This window comes from Micromonospora sp. NPDC049201, from assembly GCF_055586805.1.
Map to the genome: position 1 here is coordinate 80,164 of NZ_JBVJHM010000011.1, position 16,253 is coordinate 96,416.

At 74.5% G+C, this 16,253-nt stretch carries 13 protein-coding genes; 7 read left to right on the top strand and 6 right to left on the bottom strand.

Translation table 11 applies throughout. The features are described from left to right. Genes ACZ6O5_RS23470 through ACZ6O5_RS23480 form a run of 3 tightly spaced genes read left to right on the top strand, consistent with a single transcriptional unit; the run spans position 1 to position 8,794 of the window. Positions 1 to 189, top strand: coding sequence for an MbtH family protein (locus ACZ6O5_RS23470; protein WP_043324625.1), 189 nt, complete (start codon positions 1 to 3; stop codon positions 187 to 189). Next, positions 186 to 3,308, top strand: a complete 3,123-nt coding sequence (locus tag ACZ6O5_RS23475) for a non-ribosomal peptide synthetase (protein WP_465979962.1) — start codon at positions 186 to 188, stop codon at positions 3,306 to 3,308. Before ACZ6O5_RS23470 ends, ACZ6O5_RS23475 begins: the two co-directional genes overlap by 4 nt. Continuing rightward, complete coding sequence (locus ACZ6O5_RS23480; RefSeq protein WP_465979963.1) at positions 3,308 to 8,794, top strand: amino acid adenylation domain-containing protein; 5,487 nt, start codon at positions 3,308 to 3,310, stop codon at positions 8,792 to 8,794. The genes ACZ6O5_RS23475 and ACZ6O5_RS23480 overlap by 1 nt, the downstream gene beginning before the upstream one ends. Before the next feature lie 93 nt (positions 8,795 to 8,887). On the opposite strand, the gene ACZ6O5_RS23485 is transcribed toward ACZ6O5_RS23480, so the two are convergent. Continuing rightward, positions 8,888 to 9,640: a GNAT family N-acetyltransferase gene (locus ACZ6O5_RS23485; RefSeq protein ID WP_465979964.1), complete on the bottom strand. Its 753-nt coding sequence runs from the start codon at positions 9,638 to 9,640 to the stop codon at positions 8,888 to 8,890. A 265-nt stretch (positions 9,641 to 9,905) separates the two neighbouring features. On the opposite strand from ACZ6O5_RS23485, the gene ACZ6O5_RS23490 reads away from it, so the two are divergent. Further along, a complete protein-coding gene (locus tag ACZ6O5_RS23490) occupies positions 9,906 to 10,193 on the top strand; it encodes a DUF2277 domain-containing protein (protein WP_465979965.1) in 288 nt (95 codons plus the stop codon). A gap of 115 nt (positions 10,194 to 10,308) precedes the next feature. Here the strand turns inward: ACZ6O5_RS23490 and ACZ6O5_RS23495 are convergent, their stop codons facing one another. Then, on the bottom strand, positions 10,309 to 10,863 hold the full coding sequence (locus ACZ6O5_RS23495) for a TetR/AcrR family transcriptional regulator (protein WP_465979966.1): 555 nt from the start codon (positions 10,861 to 10,863) through the stop codon (positions 10,309 to 10,311). Between the two features lie 108 nt (positions 10,864 to 10,971). On the opposite strand from ACZ6O5_RS23495, the gene ACZ6O5_RS23500 reads away from it, so the two are divergent. Then, entirely contained in the window at positions 10,972 to 11,736 is a 765-nt protein-coding gene (locus ACZ6O5_RS23500) for an SDR family NAD(P)-dependent oxidoreductase (RefSeq protein WP_465979967.1), read from the top strand. 12 nt (positions 11,737 to 11,748) lie between these two features. On the opposite strand, the gene ACZ6O5_RS23505 is transcribed toward ACZ6O5_RS23500, so the two are convergent. Genes ACZ6O5_RS23505 through ACZ6O5_RS23515 form a run of 3 tightly spaced genes read right to left on the bottom strand, consistent with a single transcriptional unit; the run spans position 11,749 to position 14,168 of the window. Further along, complete coding sequence (locus ACZ6O5_RS23505) at positions 11,749 to 12,966, bottom strand: hypothetical protein (protein WP_465979968.1); 1,218 nt, start codon at positions 12,964 to 12,966, stop codon at positions 11,749 to 11,751. A 42-nt stretch (positions 12,967 to 13,008) separates the two neighbouring features. Beyond that, positions 13,009 to 13,521: an NUDIX hydrolase gene (locus tag ACZ6O5_RS23510; RefSeq protein WP_465979969.1), complete on the bottom strand. Its 513-nt coding sequence runs from the start codon at positions 13,519 to 13,521 to the stop codon at positions 13,009 to 13,011. Between the two features lie 26 nt (positions 13,522 to 13,547). Then, a complete protein-coding gene (locus tag ACZ6O5_RS23515) occupies positions 13,548 to 14,168 on the bottom strand; it encodes a hypothetical protein (protein WP_465979970.1) in 621 nt (206 codons plus the stop codon). A 106-nt stretch (positions 14,169 to 14,274) separates the two neighbouring features. Between ACZ6O5_RS23515 and ACZ6O5_RS23520 the strand changes: the two genes are divergently transcribed. Next, on the top strand, positions 14,275 to 15,012 hold the full coding sequence (locus tag ACZ6O5_RS23520; protein WP_465979971.1) for a class I SAM-dependent methyltransferase: 738 nt from the start codon (positions 14,275 to 14,277) through the stop codon (positions 15,010 to 15,012). A 60-nt stretch (positions 15,013 to 15,072) separates the two neighbouring features. Here the strand turns inward: ACZ6O5_RS23520 and ACZ6O5_RS23525 are convergent, their stop codons facing one another. Next, a complete protein-coding gene (locus ACZ6O5_RS23525) occupies positions 15,073 to 15,669 on the bottom strand; it encodes a DUF4291 domain-containing protein (protein ID WP_465979972.1) in 597 nt (198 codons plus the stop codon). A 74-nt stretch (positions 15,670 to 15,743) separates the two neighbouring features. On the opposite strand from ACZ6O5_RS23525, the gene ACZ6O5_RS23530 reads away from it, so the two are divergent. Next, positions 15,744 to 16,238: a type II toxin-antitoxin system PemK/MazF family toxin gene (locus tag ACZ6O5_RS23530; RefSeq protein ID WP_465979973.1), complete on the top strand. Its 495-nt coding sequence runs from the start codon at positions 15,744 to 15,746 to the stop codon at positions 16,236 to 16,238. Positions 16,239 to 16,253: the final 15 nt, after the last annotated feature.

A 16,253-nucleotide genomic window follows, 5' to 3' on the forward strand; every position in this document is an offset into this window, starting at 1 on the left:
ATGGCCGAATCCCGATTCCTGGTCGTCCGCAACGACGAGGAGCAGTACTCGATCTGGTCGGCCGACCGGGAGCTGCCCGCCGGCTGGCACGACACCGGCTTCGCCGGCAGCCGCGAGGAGTGCCTGGCCCACGTGGACGAGGTCTGGACCGACATGCGCCCCCGCTCGGTACGCGAGGCGCTCTCATGAGCCAGCGGGAGTGGACGTTCCCGGCCTCGTACGCCCAGGAGCGGGTGTGGATGGCCAACCAGCTCGACGCCGGCTCGCCGGTGTTCAACGTCTCCATCCCGTGGGCCTTCCCGGCCGACGTGGACGCCGAGGCGGCGAGCGACGTGGTCAACCGGGTGGTGGCCCGGCACGAGGCGCTCCGTACCCACCTGCGCGTCGACGACGGCGCGCTGGTGCAGGTGGTGCGCGCCCACGAGCCGGTGCCGCTGCCCACCACCGACCTGAGTCACCTGCCGGCCGGCGAGCGGCTGGCCGAGTTCGAGCGGCTCCGCGCCGAGCTGGGCCGCACCCCGATCCCGCTGGACGCGCCGCCGCCGTGGCGGGCCCGGCTGTTCCGCCTCGACGACGCCTGGGCGCTGGCGTTCGTGGCGCACCACGCCGTCTTCGACAGCCACTCGGCGGTGCTGTTCCACGCCGAACTGGCCGCGTTCTGCGAGGCGGCGCGCACCGGCGCCGAGCCCGCCGTGCCGGAGCTGCCGATCCAGTACGCCGACTTCGCGGTCTGGCAGCGCCAGCAGCTCACCGGCGACGAACTGGACCGGCAGCTCGCGTTCTGGACCGGCCACCTGGCCGGCGCCCCGGCCGTCACCGGCCTGCCGCTGGACCGGTCCCGTCCGGCCCAGCTCGGCTTCGCCGGCGACGAGGTGCGGTTCACGCTGCCCGACGGGCTGCTCGACCGGGTCGGCGCGTTGGCGGTCGGCGCGCAGGCCACCCCGTACATGGTGCTGCTGGCCGGCTTCGCGGCGCTGCTGTCGCGGATCTCCGGCGACACCGACGTGGTGGTCGGCGTCTCCACCGCGGGCCGCGACAACCCGGAGCTGGCGTCGCTGATCGGGATGTTCGTCAACCCGGTGGCGCTGCGCTGCGACGTCTCCGGCGACCCGACCTTCACCGACCTGCTCGGCCGGGTGCGCAACGGCCTGATCGACGCCATGGAACACGGGCAGACCCCGTTCCAGAAGATCGTCGAGGCGGTGGACCCGCAGCGCGACCCGTCCGTGCAGCCGATCTTCCAGACCGCGCTGAACTGGATCCCGGACTCCGGCCTCGACCCGGTCGAGCTGGGCACCACCAAGGACGACCTGGCGTTCGACATCACCACCGGGGAGTGCCGCCTGGTCTACCGGACCGCGCTGTTCGACCGGGCGACCGCGGAGACGGTGACGCGGCGCTACGTGCGGCTGCTCGCCGCCGGAGTGGCCGAGCCGGACCGCCCGGTCGGCGCGCTGCCGCTGCTCACCGACGACGAGCGGGACCTGGTGCTGCGCGCCGGGACCGGCGCCGCGCACGACCTGCCGGCGGCCACCGTCACCGACGAGGTGCAGCGGCAGGCCGCCGCCACCCCGGACGCGCCGGCGTTGGTCTGCGACGGCGTGACGCTCAGCTACGCCGAGCTGAACACCGCCGCGAACCGGCTGGCCCGGCTGCTGGTGGCGCGCGGCGCCGGCCCGGAGACCCGGGTCGCGCTCGCCCTGCCCCGTTCCTGCGAGCTGGTGGTGGCGATGCTCGCGGTGCTCAAGACCGGCGCCGCGTACGTGCCGGTGGACACCGCGTACCCGGCCGGGCGGATCGCCTACCTGCTGGCCGACGCCGCTCCGGCACTGGTGGTGGCCACCGCGGACACCGCCGCGTCGGTACCCGGCGACGCGCTGGTGCTCGACGGGGAGATCGGCGCGGACCAGCCCGGCGACGACCTCACCGACGCCGACCGGGTCGCCGCGTTGCGCCCCGAGCACCCGGCGTACGTGCTGTACACCTCCGGCTCCACCGGCCGCCCGAAGGGCGTGGTGGTCGAGCACCGGGCGGTCGCCGCCTACCTGGCCTGGGCCCGGGCGACCTACCCGGGGCTGGCCGGCACCGCGCTGCTGCACTCGCCGGTCTCGTTCGACCTCACCGTCACCGGCCTGCTCGGCACGCTCACCGCCGGCGGCACGGTGCGGCTCGCCGCGATCGACTCGCCGGCCGCGCGGGCCGGTGGCCGGCCGTCCTTCCTCAAGGTCACCCCGAGCCACCTGCCGCTGCTCGACGGCGAGCTGTCGCCGACGGTCGACCTGGTGATCGGCGGCGAGGCGCTCAGCGGCGAGCAGCTCGCCGGCTGGCGGTCCGCGCACCCCGACGTGGCGGTGGTCAACGAGTACGGCCCGACCGAGGCCACCGTCGGCTGCGTCGCGGCCCGGATCGCCCCCGGCGAACCGGTCCCGCCCGGCCCGGTGCCGATCGGCACGCCCACCTGGAACACCGGCGCGCTGCTGCTCGACGCCGCGGGCCAGCCGGTCCCACCGGGCGTGGTCGGCGAGCTGTACGTCACCGGCGCGCAGCTCGCCCGCGGCTACCACGACCGGCCCGGCCTCACCGCCGAGCGCTTCCTGCCCTGTCCGTACGGCCCGTCCGGCACGCGCATGTACGCCACCGGCGACCTGGCCCGCTGGCGTCCCGACGGCACGCTCGACTACCTGGGCCGCCGCGACGACCAGGTCAAGGTGCGGGGCATGCGGATCGAGCTGGGCGAGGTCGAGGCCGCGCTGCTCGCCCACCCGGACGTACGGGCCGCCGCCGCGGCGGTGCGCACCGACGGTGGCGAGCCGATGCTGGTCGGCTACCTGGTCGGGCCCGCCCATGAGGACTCGGTCCGCGCCGAGCTGGCCCGCGAGCTGCCGGCGCACCTGGTGCCGGCCGCCCTGGTCCGGCTGGACACGTTGCCGTTGACGCCCAACGGCAAGCTGGACCGTGCCGCGCTGCCCGCCCCGGCGGCCACCGAACCGGCCGAGGACAGCTACGTCGCCCCGCGTACCGAGGCCGAGGCGCTGGTCGCCGAGGTGTACGCCGACATCCTCCAGGTGGAGAAGGTCGGCGCGCTTGACGACTTCTTCGCGCTCGGCGGCAACTCGCTGCGCGGCATGCGGGCGATGGCCCGGATCCGCGCCGAGGTGGACGTCGACCTGCCCATGCGGGCGCTGTTCTCCAGCCCCGTGGTGGCCGACCTGGCCGGCCAGATCGAACAGCGGATCGCCGCCGAACTCGACGGCCTCTCCGACTCCGAGGTCGCCGCGCTGCTCGCGGCGGAAGAGGGAACCAACTGATGACCGACCTGAAGGATCCGGCCCGCGAGGCGGCCCGGCAGGCGCTGATCGCCAAGCGGTTGCGCGCCCGCCAGTCCGCCCCCGCGGCCCGGATCACCCCCCGGCCCGACGGCGCGCCGGTGCCGCTGTCCTACGCCCAGGAGCGGGTCTGGTTCATGGACCAGCTCGCCCCGGGCGAGGCGGCGTACCACATCGCGGTGCCGCTGCGGGTGCGTGGACCGCTCGACGTCGACGCGCTGCGCGCGGCCCTGGCCGCGCTCGCCGCCCGGCACGAGTCGCAACGCACCCGATTCCCGGCCGACGCCGACGGCCGCCCCACGGTGGTGGTCGCCGACACCCCGGACGTGCCGCTGACCGTGGTGGAGGCCGCCGACGAGACCGCCGCGCAGGCGCTCGTCGACGCGGCGGCGGCCGAGCCGTTCGACCTGGCGCACGGCCCGCTGCTGCGCGCGCTGCTGATCCGGCTGTCCGCCTCGGACCACGTGCTGTTCCTCGGCCAGCACCACATCGTCGGTGACGGCTGGTCGGTGGACGTGCTGCTGCGCGACCTGATCACGCTGTACCGGGGCGGTGAGCCGCCGGCCCTGCCGATCCAGTACGGCGACTTCGCCGTCTGGGAGGCCCAGGAGCTGGACGGTCCGCAGGCCCGGGCGCACGTCGACTACTGGAAGCAGCGCCTCGCCGGCATCACGCCGCTGGAGCTGCCGCTGGACCGGCCCCGCCCGGCCACCCAGACCTACCGGGGCGACTTCGTCGAGTTCCAGCTCGACCCGGCGGCCACCGAGGCGCTCAACGCGCTCACCCGGGACAGCGGCGGCACGCTGTTCATGACGCTGCTGTCGGCGTACCAGGTGCTGCTGGCCCGGCACGCCGGTCAGGACGACTTCGCGGTCGGCGCGTCGGTGGCCGGCCGGTCCGCGCCGGAGCTGGAGAACGTGGTCGGCATGTTCATCAACATGCTGCCGCTGCGGGCCGAGCTGGCCGGCGACCCGACCTTCACCGAGCTGCTGGCCCGCACCCGGCGCAGCGTGCTCGACGGTTTCGAGCACGCCGAGGTGCCGTTCGCCAAGGTGGTGCACGAGCTGGGCCTGCCGCGCGACGTGAGTCGCTCGCCGGTGTTCCAGACCATGTTCGTGCTCCAGAACTACGAGATGGGCCGCTTCCGCGGCGTGTCCCGCTCCGACGAGGTCACGTTCGAGTGGACCCCGATGGAGTTGCAGGCCACCCGGTTCGACTTCGAGCTGCACGCGGTGGAGACCGTCGATGGGCTCTGGGGCAAGCTGGTCTTCAACACGGACCTGTTCGACCGGGCCACGGTCGAGCGGATGGCCCGGCGGTGGACCGCGCTGCTGGACGCGATCGTCGCCGCGCCGGACACTCCGGTGTCCCGGCTGCCGCTGCTGTCCGACGTCGAGCGGGAGCTGCTCGCCGGCTGGAACGACACCGCGGCGGACTTCCCCCGCGACGAGACGCTGCACGGCCCGGTCGAGGAGCGCGCCGCCACCACCCCGGACGCGGTCGCGGTCACCATCGACGGGACCAGCCGCACGTACGCGGAGCTGAACGCCGAGGCCAACCGGATCGCGCACCGGCTGCGCGCGGCCGGCGTGGGCCCGGAGACGCTGGTCGGGGTGTGCGCGGAACGCTCGGTCGAGCTGGTCGCCGGCCTGCTCGGCGTGCTCAAGGCCGGCGGCGCCTACCTGCCGCTGGACCCGGAGTACCCGGCGGACCGGCTGGCCTTCATGGTCACCGACGCGGACGCGCCGGTGGTGCTGGTCCAGTCGCACCTGCGCGACGTGCTGCCGGCCACCACCGCCACCGTGCTCGACCTCGACGACGCGACGGTCTGGGCCGACCAGCCGGTCACCGACCCGACGCCGGTGGCCGGGCCGCAACACCTGGCGTACGTCATCTACACCTCCGGTTCCACCGGCCGCCCGAAGGGGGTGCCGAACACCCACCGGGGCATCGTCAACCGGCTCGACTGGATGCAGCGGACCTACGGTCTCGGCGCCGACGACGCGGTGCTCCAGAAGACGCCGGCCAGCTTCGACGTGTCGGTCTGGGAGTTCTTCTGGCCGCTGCGCACCGGCGCCCGGCTGGTGCTGGCCAAGCCCGGCGGGCACAAGGACGCCGGCTACCTGCGCGACCTGCTGGTGTCCGAGCGGATCACCACCACCCACTTCGTGCCGTCGATGCTGACGGTGTTCCTGGCCGAGGAGGGCGTCGAGGCGGCCACCGCGCTGCGGCGGGTGATCTGCTCCGGCGAGGAGCTGCCGCTGACCTCGGCGGTCGACTTCACCGCCCGGCTGCCCTGGTGCGGCCTGCACAACCTGTACGGCCCGACCGAGGCGGCCATCGACGTCACCTCCTGGGCGTGTGAGCCGGAGCGGCTGGCGCAGGTGACGAGCGTGCCGATCGGCGCGCCGATCGCGAACCTACGGCTGCACGTGCTCGACGCGTCGGGGGCGCAGTGCCCGGTCGGCGTCGCCGGTGAGCTGCACATCGGTGGCGTCGGCCTGGCCCGCGGCTACCACCGGCGGCCGGCGCTGACCGCGGAGAAGTTCGTTCCCGACCCGTTCTCTGGCGAGCCGGGGGCCCGGCTCTACCGCACCGGCGACCTGGCCCGCTGGGTCGTCGGGCCGGACGGCGCCGGGGTGATCGAGTTCCTCGGCCGGATCGACCACCAGGTCAAGCTGCGCGGCCTGCGCATCGAGCTGGGCGAGATCGAGAGCGCGCTGCGCGAGCAGCCCGACGTCACCGAGGCCACGGTGATCGTCCGCGAGGACAGCCCGGGCGACAAGCGGCTCACCGCGTACCTGGTGGGGGCGGCCGAGCACGCCGCGCTGAAGGCGGCGCTCAAGGACACGCTGCCGGAGTACATGGTGCCGGCCGCGTTCGTCACGCTCGACGCGCTGCCGCTGACCCCGAACGGCAAGCTCGACCGCAAGGCGCTGCCCGCGCCGGTGGTCACCCGCGAGGCGTCGGTGGCGCTCGTCGAGCCGCGGGACGACACCGAGCGGGCCCTCGCGGCGATCTGGTCGGAGGTGCTGGGCGTGGAGACGCTCGGCATCGACGACGACTTCTTCGACCTGGGCGGGCACTCCATGCTCGCCACCCAGGTGGTCGCCAAGATCCGCAAGGCGGAGCTGGGCGGCCGGGCGGTCGGCGTGATGGACCTGTTCCAGAAGCGCACCATCCGGGACCTGGCCGCGTTCATCTCCGGTGACGCCACCCAGGAGGGGCCGCGCCGGCTGCTCTACGAGCTGACCAAGCCGATCCCGGTGGCCAAGCGGGTGCTGACGTACGTCTGCGTCCCGTACGGCGGCGGCAGCGCCATCGTCTACCAGCCGCTCGCGGACGCGCTGCCGGCCGGGTACGGACTGTGGTCGCTCGCCATCCCCGGCCACGACGTCGGTCTCAGCGAGGACGCGCTGCCGTTCGACGAGCTGACCACCCGGGTCGCGGACGAGATCGTGGAGCGGGTCGAGGGCCCGATCGCGCTCTACGGCCACTGCGGCGTGGGCAGCGCGATCGTCGCCGAGGTGGCCCGCAAGGTGGAGGCGGCCGGCCGGGACCTGGCCGCCGTCTACATCGGCGCGATGTTCCCGTTCGCCCGCCCGAAGGGCCCGTTCGCCGCCGCGCGCAACCGGCTGGAGCAGCTCCGCAGCAACAAGCACTACGCGAGCTGGCTGAAGTCGATGGGCGTGGACACCGACGAGCTGGACCCGGAGCAGGCCGACCGGATCATCAGCAACATGCGGGCCGACTCCCGCGCCTCGGAGGAGTACTTCACCCGGCTGCTGGACCGGCAGGCGACGAAACTGCGCGCGCCGATCATCTCGGTGGTCGGCTCCGAGGACCCGGTCACCGACTACTACCGCGAGCGGTACGCCGAGTGGCAGTTCCTCAGCGACACGCTCGGGCTGGTCGTGCTCGACCAGGCCGGGCACTTCTTCCTCAAGTACCGGGCCGAGGAGCTGGCCGAGATCGTCACCCGCACCCATCCCGCGGTGGTGGCCGGTGACCTCACCGGCCTGGACCCGGAGGCCCGGGGCGAGGACGCCGGTTGGGCGGTGCACGACATGCTCCGGGTCGGTGACACCGGCAAGCCGGCCACCACGGTCAAGCCGAGCATGGGCCGGTTCCTGGCGGTCACGATCGGGCAGCTCGTCTCCAGCACCGGTTCGGCGCTGACCGCGTTCGCGTTGCCGATCTGGCTGTTCAACCGCACCGGCTCGGTGGCCGACCTCGGTCTGCTCTGGGCGTTGGCGCTGATCTGCGGCGTGCTCATGCTGCCGGTGGCCGGCGCGCTGGTCGACCGGGTCAGCCGGCGCCGGATCATGATGTTGGCCAGTTCCGTCGCCGGCTCGGTGCAACTGGTGCTGGCCGCCCTGCTGTGGACCGACAACCTGGTGCTCTGGCACATCTACCTGCTGGTGGCGTTCAGTTCGGTGGCCGGGTCGTTCCAACGGATCGCGTTCCAGTCGGCGGTGCCGCAGCTCGTGCCGAAGCGCTACCTCGGGCACGCGATGGGCATCACCCAGCTCTCCACCGGCGTGGCCACGCTGCTCATGCCGGCGTTCGCCGCCGGCCTGCTCGCCGCCATCGAACTCAAGGGCATCCTGATCGTCGACGTGGCCAGCTACGTGGTCGCGGTGCTCACGCTGGCCGTGGTCCGCTTCCCGGACCTGCTCGGCTGGCGGCCCCGGGAACGGCTGCTGGTGGCCATCGCGAACGGTATGCGCTACTCGTGGCAGCACCGCGGGTTCCGGCTGATGCTCGGCTACTTCGCGCTGGGCAACATCTTCCTGGCCCCGGCGCTGGTGCTCACCACCCCGCTGGTGCTGTCGTTCGGCAGCCCGACGCAGGTGGCGCAGGTGGCGCTCGCCGAGGCGGTGGGCGCGGTGCTCGGCGGCGTGCTGATGTCGCTGTGGGGCGGGCCGCGCAAGCGCCGGATGATCGGCGTGCTGATCGGCAACCTGGGCACCGCGATCGGCTGCGTGCTGATCGGGCTGGACGCCTCGATCGTGATGATCTGTGTGGGCTTCTGCTGGCTGGCCATGGCGATGACCACCGCGCAGTCGATCTACGCGACGATCGTCCAGGTGAAGGTGCCGCAGCGTTTCCACGGTCGGGTGTTCAGCCTGAACCAGACCATCTCGTGGTCCACGCTGCCGATCGGGTTCGCGTTGCTGGCGCCGGCCGCCACCGCGCTGTTCGAGCCGATGCTCGCCCCGGGCGGGTCGCTGGCCGGCAGCGTGGGCGAGGTGATCGGTACCGGTCCGGGCCGGGGCATCGGCTTCGCGTACGTCTGCTTCGGGGTGGTCCTGATCCTGATCACCCTGGGCGGCTTCGGGATCCGGTTGCTGCGTCGCTTCGACCTGGAGGTCGAGGACTCCCTGCCGGACGACCTGATCGGCGCCCAGGAGCGGGAGAAGCGCCTGGCGGCCAAGGCGGAGACCCGGGAGGCCGTCCCGGTCTGACCGGGGCCTGTTCCCGCCCCGCCCTGTTGATCAAGGAGTTCGCGTCGGTTCCCGAGCCCGGGGCCGACGCGAACTCCTTGCTCGTCGGGGGGTTCAGTTCATGACGAGGTAGAGGCGCTCACCGGCGGGCCGGTAGCCGACGCGCTGGTACACCCGCCACGACTCCGGGCCGCCGGCCTCCAGCCAGGCGACCTCGGCCCCCGCGGCGAAGAGCCGCCGGGTCGCCTCGGCGGTGATCGCGCCGGCCAGTCCCCGGCGGCGGTAGGGCTCGCGGACGGCGATGCCGGCCACCTCGCTCACCCCGTCGGTGGGCCGGGCCGCCCCGCCGCCGCCCGCGCAGGCGCCGGACCCGGTGACCGCCATGACGGCCACGCCGCCGGCCTCCTGCTGCCGCCGGAGCCGGGCGACGTCCGCGGCGGAGGCCGTCGCGGCCTCGCCGAAGGCGTCGTTCTGCGCGCCGATCAGCGCGGCCCGCTGGCCGTCGTCGCCCGGTTCGACAAGTGCGACGTCGTCGGGCGTGGGTGGTGTCCGCAGGGTGTCCGGCACACAGAGCAGGTAGGTGTGCCGGGCTTCCGGGACGAACCCGGCGGCGAGCAGCAGCGACTCCAGGGCGGGGGCGCAACTGGCGACGTACTCCAGGCGGGGGCGACGACCCGCCGCCCGGAAGGCGTCGATCAGCGCGGTGACGTCGGCCGCGCTGACGGCCTCGCCCGGACGCGGCGTGGCGTAGTTGATGTGCGGGCTGACCGTGGTCGGGTCGAAACCCACCACGAACGGCCCCACTTCCAGGGCCGCGGGGCGTGCCGACAGGGTGGCGACGACGCTCTGTTGGACGCGAGCATCCATGATCAACGTAGCACCTCGATGCAGGAGAGAAACGACGGTGGGCGGACATGCGTCGGACCGCCGAACCGTTGCCGTACGGCGCGACGGGTCATCCGTCGCGCGGTCGACACTCAGGCGGCCGCTCGGCCTACCTGGATCACAGGCGTCATTCCCTCATGCGCAGTGCCACGCCGATCGCGTGGTCGGGGCAACGGTGCCGCACCCGGCGGCGGCCTGTCAAGCCTCGGTCGGTGCGGGTGTCGGTGCGGCCTGGCATGGTGGAGGCATGTGCCGGAACATTCGCGTGCTCCACAACTTCGAGCCGCCCGCGACCGATGACGAGATCGAAGCCGCCGCCGTGCAGTACGTGCGCAAGGTCAGCGGCGCCACCCGGCCGTCCGCGGCCAACCAGGCGGTGTTCGACGAGGCGGTCCGTGCCGTCACCGCGGCCACCCGCACCCTGCTGGACAGCCTCGTGACCACGGCGCCGTCCAAGGATCGCGAGGTGGAGGCCGCGAAAGCCAAGGCGCGTGCCGCCGAGCGGTACGGGCCCCGGGCCGCGACCTCCGGCTGACGGCTCCCGGTCGGGCGTCGCGGCCCGCCGGACGCGTGGCCGTTCCGACGGGCGGCTCGGGGCGAGCGCTCAGGCCGCTCTCGGACCAGCCGCGTCCCGTCGACCAGGCCGTTGGTCAGGAGTCGCCGGTCCGGAGGGTGTCGTCGCCGAAGGCCGCCGCCAGCGCGGTCGCGATCAGGTCGGGCAGGTCGCCGCGGCCGTCGTCCTGCGCCCACCGCACCAGCGCGATGTGCATGGCGGCCAGCGCCGCGCCGGCCGCCGCCGCGGCCCGGAACGCCGCCTCCGGTTCGCCGGCCTCGTCCCCGAGGCCGGCCACGATGGCCTGTTGCAGCGCGTGGTGGTTGTCCAGGTGCCGGGCCCGCAGCGCGGGCGTCGAGATCATCAGGCGCAGGCGGGCCAGTAGGAACCGGTCGTCCTCCCTGATCAGCGTCCGCGTCGAGTCGATGAGCGCGCGACCGATACGCCGTACGAGCGGCTGCCCGGCCGGCGTGGCGGCGATCCGCGCCGCCACCAGCGGGCCGTTCTGGTCCACGAGGACCAGATCCTCCTTCGTGGGGAAGTGTCGGTAGACCGTCATCGGGGACACGCCTGCCGCGTCGGCGACGTCGTTGACCGTCGTGCCGTCGTACCCGCGCTCGACGAACAACCGCACCGCATGCGCCTGGATCATGCGCTGCGTCTCCGCTCGGCGTTGCGCGCGCAACGTTGATTGCCGCTCTCCCACGTGATAGACACTATCGCACTGATAGTTACTACCATGTTGGGAGCGACTCACATCATGACTGACCTGATCGGCCGGACCGCGCTGGTGACCGGCGCGTCGCGCGGCATCGGGCAGGCCGTCGCGATCCGACTGGCCGCGCGGGGAGCGGACGTCGTGGCGCACTTCGGCACGGACCGCGGCGGCGCCGACGCGACGGTCGAGCAGATCACCCGCGCCGGCGGCACGGCGCACGCCGTCCGGGCGGAACTCGGCGTGGCGGGCGACGTCGACACGCTGTTCGCGGGCGTCGAAGCCGTCCTGGCCGGGCGACCGCTCGACATCCTGGTCAACAACGCCGCGGCGCCACCCGCGGGCCCGCTGGGCGCCACCACCCGGGCCGCCTTCGACCACCTGTTCGCGGTCAACGTCCGCGCGCCCTACTTCGTCGTCGAACGCGCGCTGCCGCTGCTCCGGGACGGTGGCCGGATCGTCACGATCTCGTCCGTGGCGACCCGGATGGCGAACGCCACCCAGACCTCGTTCGCCATGACCAAGGGCGCGGTCGAGACGATGACCCGGACCCTGGCCAACCAGCTCGGCGCGCGGGGCATCACGGTGAACGCGGTCGCGCCCGGCGCCACCCGGACCGCCACCAACGGGCCGGCGTTCGCGACCCCCGGCCTGGTCGAGCTGATCGCCGGCATGACGGCGCTCGACCGGCTGGGCGAGCCCGGTGACGTCGCCGACGTGGTCGTGTTTCTCGCCTCCGACGCGGCACGCTGGGTCACCGGGCAGGTCATCGACGCGAGTGGCGGCCTGTTCCTGGGCCCGCGTGCCTGACCCGGGCCCGCGTCAGGCGGCCTCCTCGGCGGGCACCTCCGCCGGGTCCGTGATCCACGCGGAGTAGACGGGCAGGGCGTGCCACGGGCCGCCGGCGGCGTCCGTGGCCACCGCCACCACCGCGTACGGGTGGCCGAAGCGCAGGTCGGCGACCCGGGCCACGCCCTCCGGAGGCAGCCCGGCCACCATCCCGAACGCGGTCACCGCGGCGGCCTCGAAGCCGTAGCGACCGAACCGGGCCACCGCCGACTGCGCCGCGGCGAACGGCGGCTCGGCCAACCCGAGCAGTCCGCCCAGCGCCCGCGCCGCCGCGTCGAAGCCGAACCCGGCCGACGTCAGGTCGTGCCGGCTCTCCGCCGCCCAGCACGGCAGCACGGCGGTGGCGCGCTCCTCCCGGCCGTCCCGGGCGAACGTCCGGGTCGGCTGCTCACGCACCGTCCAGAGCGGGCTCTCGCCCAGCGGCAGGTCGAACAACGACCGCTGCCCGGGCACCGGCCCGTCCGGCACGTCGGCGACGGTCACGGCCACCTGCCGCGCGGCGGCCAGCACCACGTCGGACGGCACCTGCGGCGCGGCGGCCACGGACACCACCAGCATCCCGGCGCCGTCGTCGCCCGCGCGCGCCGGCGCCACGTGCACCGCGACGTCACCGGCCCGTTCGGTGCCCACCACCGCGCACCGGTGCCCGACCGGGGGCGTCCGCAGCACCTGCCGCAGCCGGTCGGCCCATGCGCTGCCCGCGCCCAGCTCCCCGGCCGGCGCCAGCTCGAACGGGTCGGCCCAGGACACCCGGGTGGCCAACGCGCTGGCCAGGACGAGCAGCGTCTCCGGCGCGACGTCGACCGGGAACCGCCGCACCAGGCCGCCGGTGCGTTCCCGGGCCCACGCGTCCAGCGCCGTCTGGTCGGGCAGTGGTCCGCGCTCGGTCCGCTCGGGCAGGCCGGCCCGCCACCGGGTCAACTCCTCGAACGGTGTCCGCTCCCACAGCGCGGTGGCCGCGGCGACCATCGGGTGCGGCGCGGCCAGCAGCGCGCGGGCCGACGCGGCGGCGTCGTCCGGGTCGACCCCGAGCGCCTCGCCGAGCGTCGCCCGGGCCTGCCCGGTGGCGGCCGGACCGGTGAGCGCCAGCAGCAGCCACGCGCCCAGCGGCGACGCGACGTGGTGGGTGTCGCCGGCGGCGGTGTGCAGCCGCTCGGCGTACCGGGCCAGGGGGGTGTGGAGTGGATTCACCCGTCCCACTCTGCCGGTTGATGCGCCCGTCGGCACGCCGGCTCAGGACCACAGTTCGAACGGCTCGTCGATCTCCTCGCCGGCCAGGAACGTCGGCAGCAGCTCCGGCAGTCGGCCGGGATAGCAGCGTGGCCGTTCCGCGAGCACCTCGGCCACCGACCACCAACGGAATCCGAAGTAGTCCTCCACCTCGTAGTCCATCCGCTGGGCGCCGTCCACGTCCGGCCCCGGCCCGGGCAGCCGCACCGGCACCACCACCTCGTCCTGGAGGTGCCGACGCTGCCGATGCCGGAAACTGGCCCGCCGCCGCCAGGTGGGCGCGCCGATCTCACCCGGCGCGACCACGATGCCCGTCTCCTCGCGCAGCTCGCGCACCGCCGCCTCCCGGTACGTCTCACCCGGGTCCAGCCCACCGCCCGGCAGTTCCCACCACACGCCCAGGTCGGGATGCTCCGGGTCGCGGGTGTGGAACAGCAGCAGCCGGTCGGCGGTGTCGAGCACCACCAGCCGCACGGCGCGGCGCTCGAACAGCGGCAGATCGTGTGGCAACTCCATGCCGGGCAGCGTAGACAGGGCCCCGCTCAGCGCTTCCGGGAGCGGAAGGGAACCCTCGTGACCCGCGTCGCCACGGTTGGCGCGGCCTGTTCGGCGCCGCAACGGGGACAGCGCACGCGCACCCCGGGCGGCCGTCCCGGCGCGCGCAGGCGCCGGCCGCACCGGCAGGCGAACACCACCGACCGCACCATCCGCAGGTACTCCGCCCGGTCCCGCCGGGGCCACCGGCCGTGGCAGCGCCGGCACAGCCGCGGCGGAAAGCTGTGGTACCAGGCCATCGCGGCGGCGCCCGCGAGCATCACCGCCCCGGACACCGCGAGGCCCAGCGGCGCGGCCAGGGCCGGCAGCGCCGCCGCCGGATCACCCGCCCACGCGGTACGCACCCCGACCGCGACGAGCAGCACGACCACGGGTACGCCGAACACGGTCGCGGTGAATCCCCACCCGAACACGATCACGCCGAGCACGAACACCGTCGTGGCCCGCCGCGGCGCCCACCGTGCCACGCCGTACCCACCGCAGCGCGGACAGTCCGGCGGGGCCGGGTGCGGCACGGACCGCAACACCGTCGGGGCGAGCCACCCGAGCAGCAGCTTCAGCAACTCCTCGGCCATCTTCGTGACAAGCACCTGAAGGAATGCACCCACGGTCGTCCCCCTCACCCCTCTGCCATCGTGGCGACCGGAGGCGGGTGGACCGAGCGTGGCGCGTGACGGTCATCCGACACCGCCCGGATCTGGGAGGATGGCGGCCATGTCGCAACTGTTCGGGGAGACGGCCGGCACGTACCACGAGGCCCGACCGGGCTACCCGACCGCGCTCGCGGACGCGATCCGGGCCTACCACGGCGGCCCGCCCGGCACCCTTGTCGAGATCGGCGCCGGCACCGGGCTGGCCACCGCCGTGCTGCTCGGTCTCGGCGCGGCCACGACCTGCGTCGAGCCGGACGCGCGGATGGCCACTGTGCTCGCCGAGCGGTTCCCGGGCGTCCACGTGGTGACCGCGAGCTTCGAGCAGTGGCCCCCGCCGGCCGGCGGCGTCGACGTGCTGGCCTGTGCGATGGCCTGGCACTGGCTCGACCCGGCCACCCGCAACCGGCGCGCGCACGACGCGTTGCGTCCCGGCGGCACGCTCGCCGTCCTCAGCCACCGCTACGCCTACGTCGAGGCGGCGCAGGCCGAGGCGATCCGGGCCGCGTTCACCGCCGCCGACCCGGACGACCGGGGCGACCGGGCCGACGGCTGGTTCCACGACGACATCGCCGACAGCGGCTGCTTCACCGACCTGCGACTGTCCCGGTTCCGCCGGTCGGTGCCGCTGGACACCGCCGCCTACCTGCGGCTCGTCGACACGTTCTCACCGCAGTTGCGCCGCCCGCCGGAGCTGCGCGAGCGGGTCCGCGCCGCGGTCGGCGCCGCGGTCGACGGCTTCGGCGGCACGGTCCTGCTGGACCTGCGCACCACGCTCGTCCTGGCCCGCCGCCCCGGCTGACCGTCCGCCGGGCCCGCCACCCGGACCGCCGTCGGGGTGTCGCCGGCCCGGCCCGGACGGTCAGTCGGCGTCGATCACCCGGGCCACCTCCGGCGGCAACGGGTACGGCCGTTCCCGCGGGAGCAGCGCCGCCGCGCCGGCCTCGTCGCCGGCGGTGAGCCGGCCGTGCACCGACCGGGCCAGCGCGGTGACGTCGGTGAGGCCGACCAGCCACTCGTCGACGTACCGCCGGACCGCCTCGCCGGAGAGCCCCACCTGCACCGACCGGTGGGACAGCGGGGCCAGCCGCAGCGACCGTTCCGGGTCCCACTGCACGCGGACCGGGCTGGCCCGCAGAGCCCGACGCCAGGCGTCCCGGTCCGGGTGCAGCCGCGGGTCGTGGTCGCTGAGGCAGGCGTGCCGAAGCGCCCACTCGAACCCGGCGCGGCTGATCTCGACCGCGAGCACCCGTTCCTGGCCGGGCTTGAGCGCCCAGCCGCAGCGGTACATCATCCAGCGGAACGACGGCTTGATCCAGGTCATCCGCTCCCGCTTGAACGGTGGCACGAACCGGCCGGCGGCCAGCGCCGGGTCGGCGATCTCCGCCGGGTACGCCTGGTAGACGGTGACGGTGCCGTCGGTGAAGGCGGCCCGGATCTGGTGGCGGGGAACGGTCACCGCTGCATGGTGGCGAACCGGGCGGTGGGCCGCCACCGGTTTCCCCCGCGCGCCGACCCGCTAGGCTGCGGGCCGTGGCAGGTCTGTTGAGGAACGTGGCGTCCCGGCTGGGTCGGATCACCGGGGGCGCCGCCGCGCCGGCCCGCCCGGGTGGACCGATCCCGGCCCAGGTCGCGCGCCGGCGCCAGGTCAGCGCGTTGCAGCGCCGCGAGCTGTCGTACGCGCCGGAGCCGGACGGGCAGGCCGACCCGGGGGAGATCGTCTGGACCTGGGTGCCCTACGAGGACGACCCCCGGCAGGGCAAGGACCGGCCGGTGCTGGTGGTGGGCCGGCAGAGCCGCACACTGTTCGGGCTGATGCTGTCCAGTCAGGGCGAGCGGGACGGCCAGCGGCACTGGCTGTCGCTCGGCCCGGGGGAGTGGGACCGGGACCGACGGCCGAGCTGGGTGCGCCTGGACCGGGTGCTCACCATGCGCGAGGACAGCATCCGCCGGGAGGGCGCGGTGCTGGACCGGCCCCGGTTCGACCGGGTCGGCCAGGCGCTGCGCACCGGCTACGGCTGGCGCTGAGCCACCGGCCCGGAG

What these genes read in the sequence shown, in the direction of transcription:
- ACZ6O5_RS23480 (WP_465979963.1), top strand. Translation starts at nt 3,308, where the DNA reads ATGACCGACCTGAAGGATCCGGCCCGCGAGGCGGCCCGGCAGGCGCTG.
- ACZ6O5_RS23485 (WP_465979964.1), bottom strand. Translation starts at nt 9,640, where the DNA reads ATGGATGCTCGCGTCCAACAGAGCGTCGTCGCCACCCTGTCGGCACGC.
- ACZ6O5_RS23490 (WP_465979965.1), top strand. Translation starts at nt 9,906, where the DNA reads ATGTGCCGGAACATTCGCGTGCTCCACAACTTCGAGCCGCCCGCGACC.
- ACZ6O5_RS23495 (WP_465979966.1), bottom strand. Translation starts at nt 10,863, where the DNA reads ATGATCCAGGCGCATGCGGTGCGGTTGTTCGTCGAGCGCGGGTACGAC.
- ACZ6O5_RS23510 (WP_465979969.1), bottom strand. Translation starts at nt 13,521, where the DNA reads ATGGAGTTGCCACACGATCTGCCGCTGTTCGAGCGCCGCGCCGTGCGG.
- ACZ6O5_RS23470 (WP_043324625.1), top strand. Translation starts at nt 1, where the DNA reads ATGGCCGAATCCCGATTCCTGGTCGTCCGCAACGACGAGGAGCAGTAC.
- ACZ6O5_RS23520 (WP_465979971.1), top strand. Translation starts at nt 14,275, where the DNA reads ATGTCGCAACTGTTCGGGGAGACGGCCGGCACGTACCACGAGGCCCGA.
- ACZ6O5_RS23475 (WP_465979962.1), top strand. Translation starts at nt 186, where the DNA reads ATGAGCCAGCGGGAGTGGACGTTCCCGGCCTCGTACGCCCAGGAGCGG.
- ACZ6O5_RS23500 (WP_465979967.1), top strand. Translation starts at nt 10,972, where the DNA reads ATGACTGACCTGATCGGCCGGACCGCGCTGGTGACCGGCGCGTCGCGC.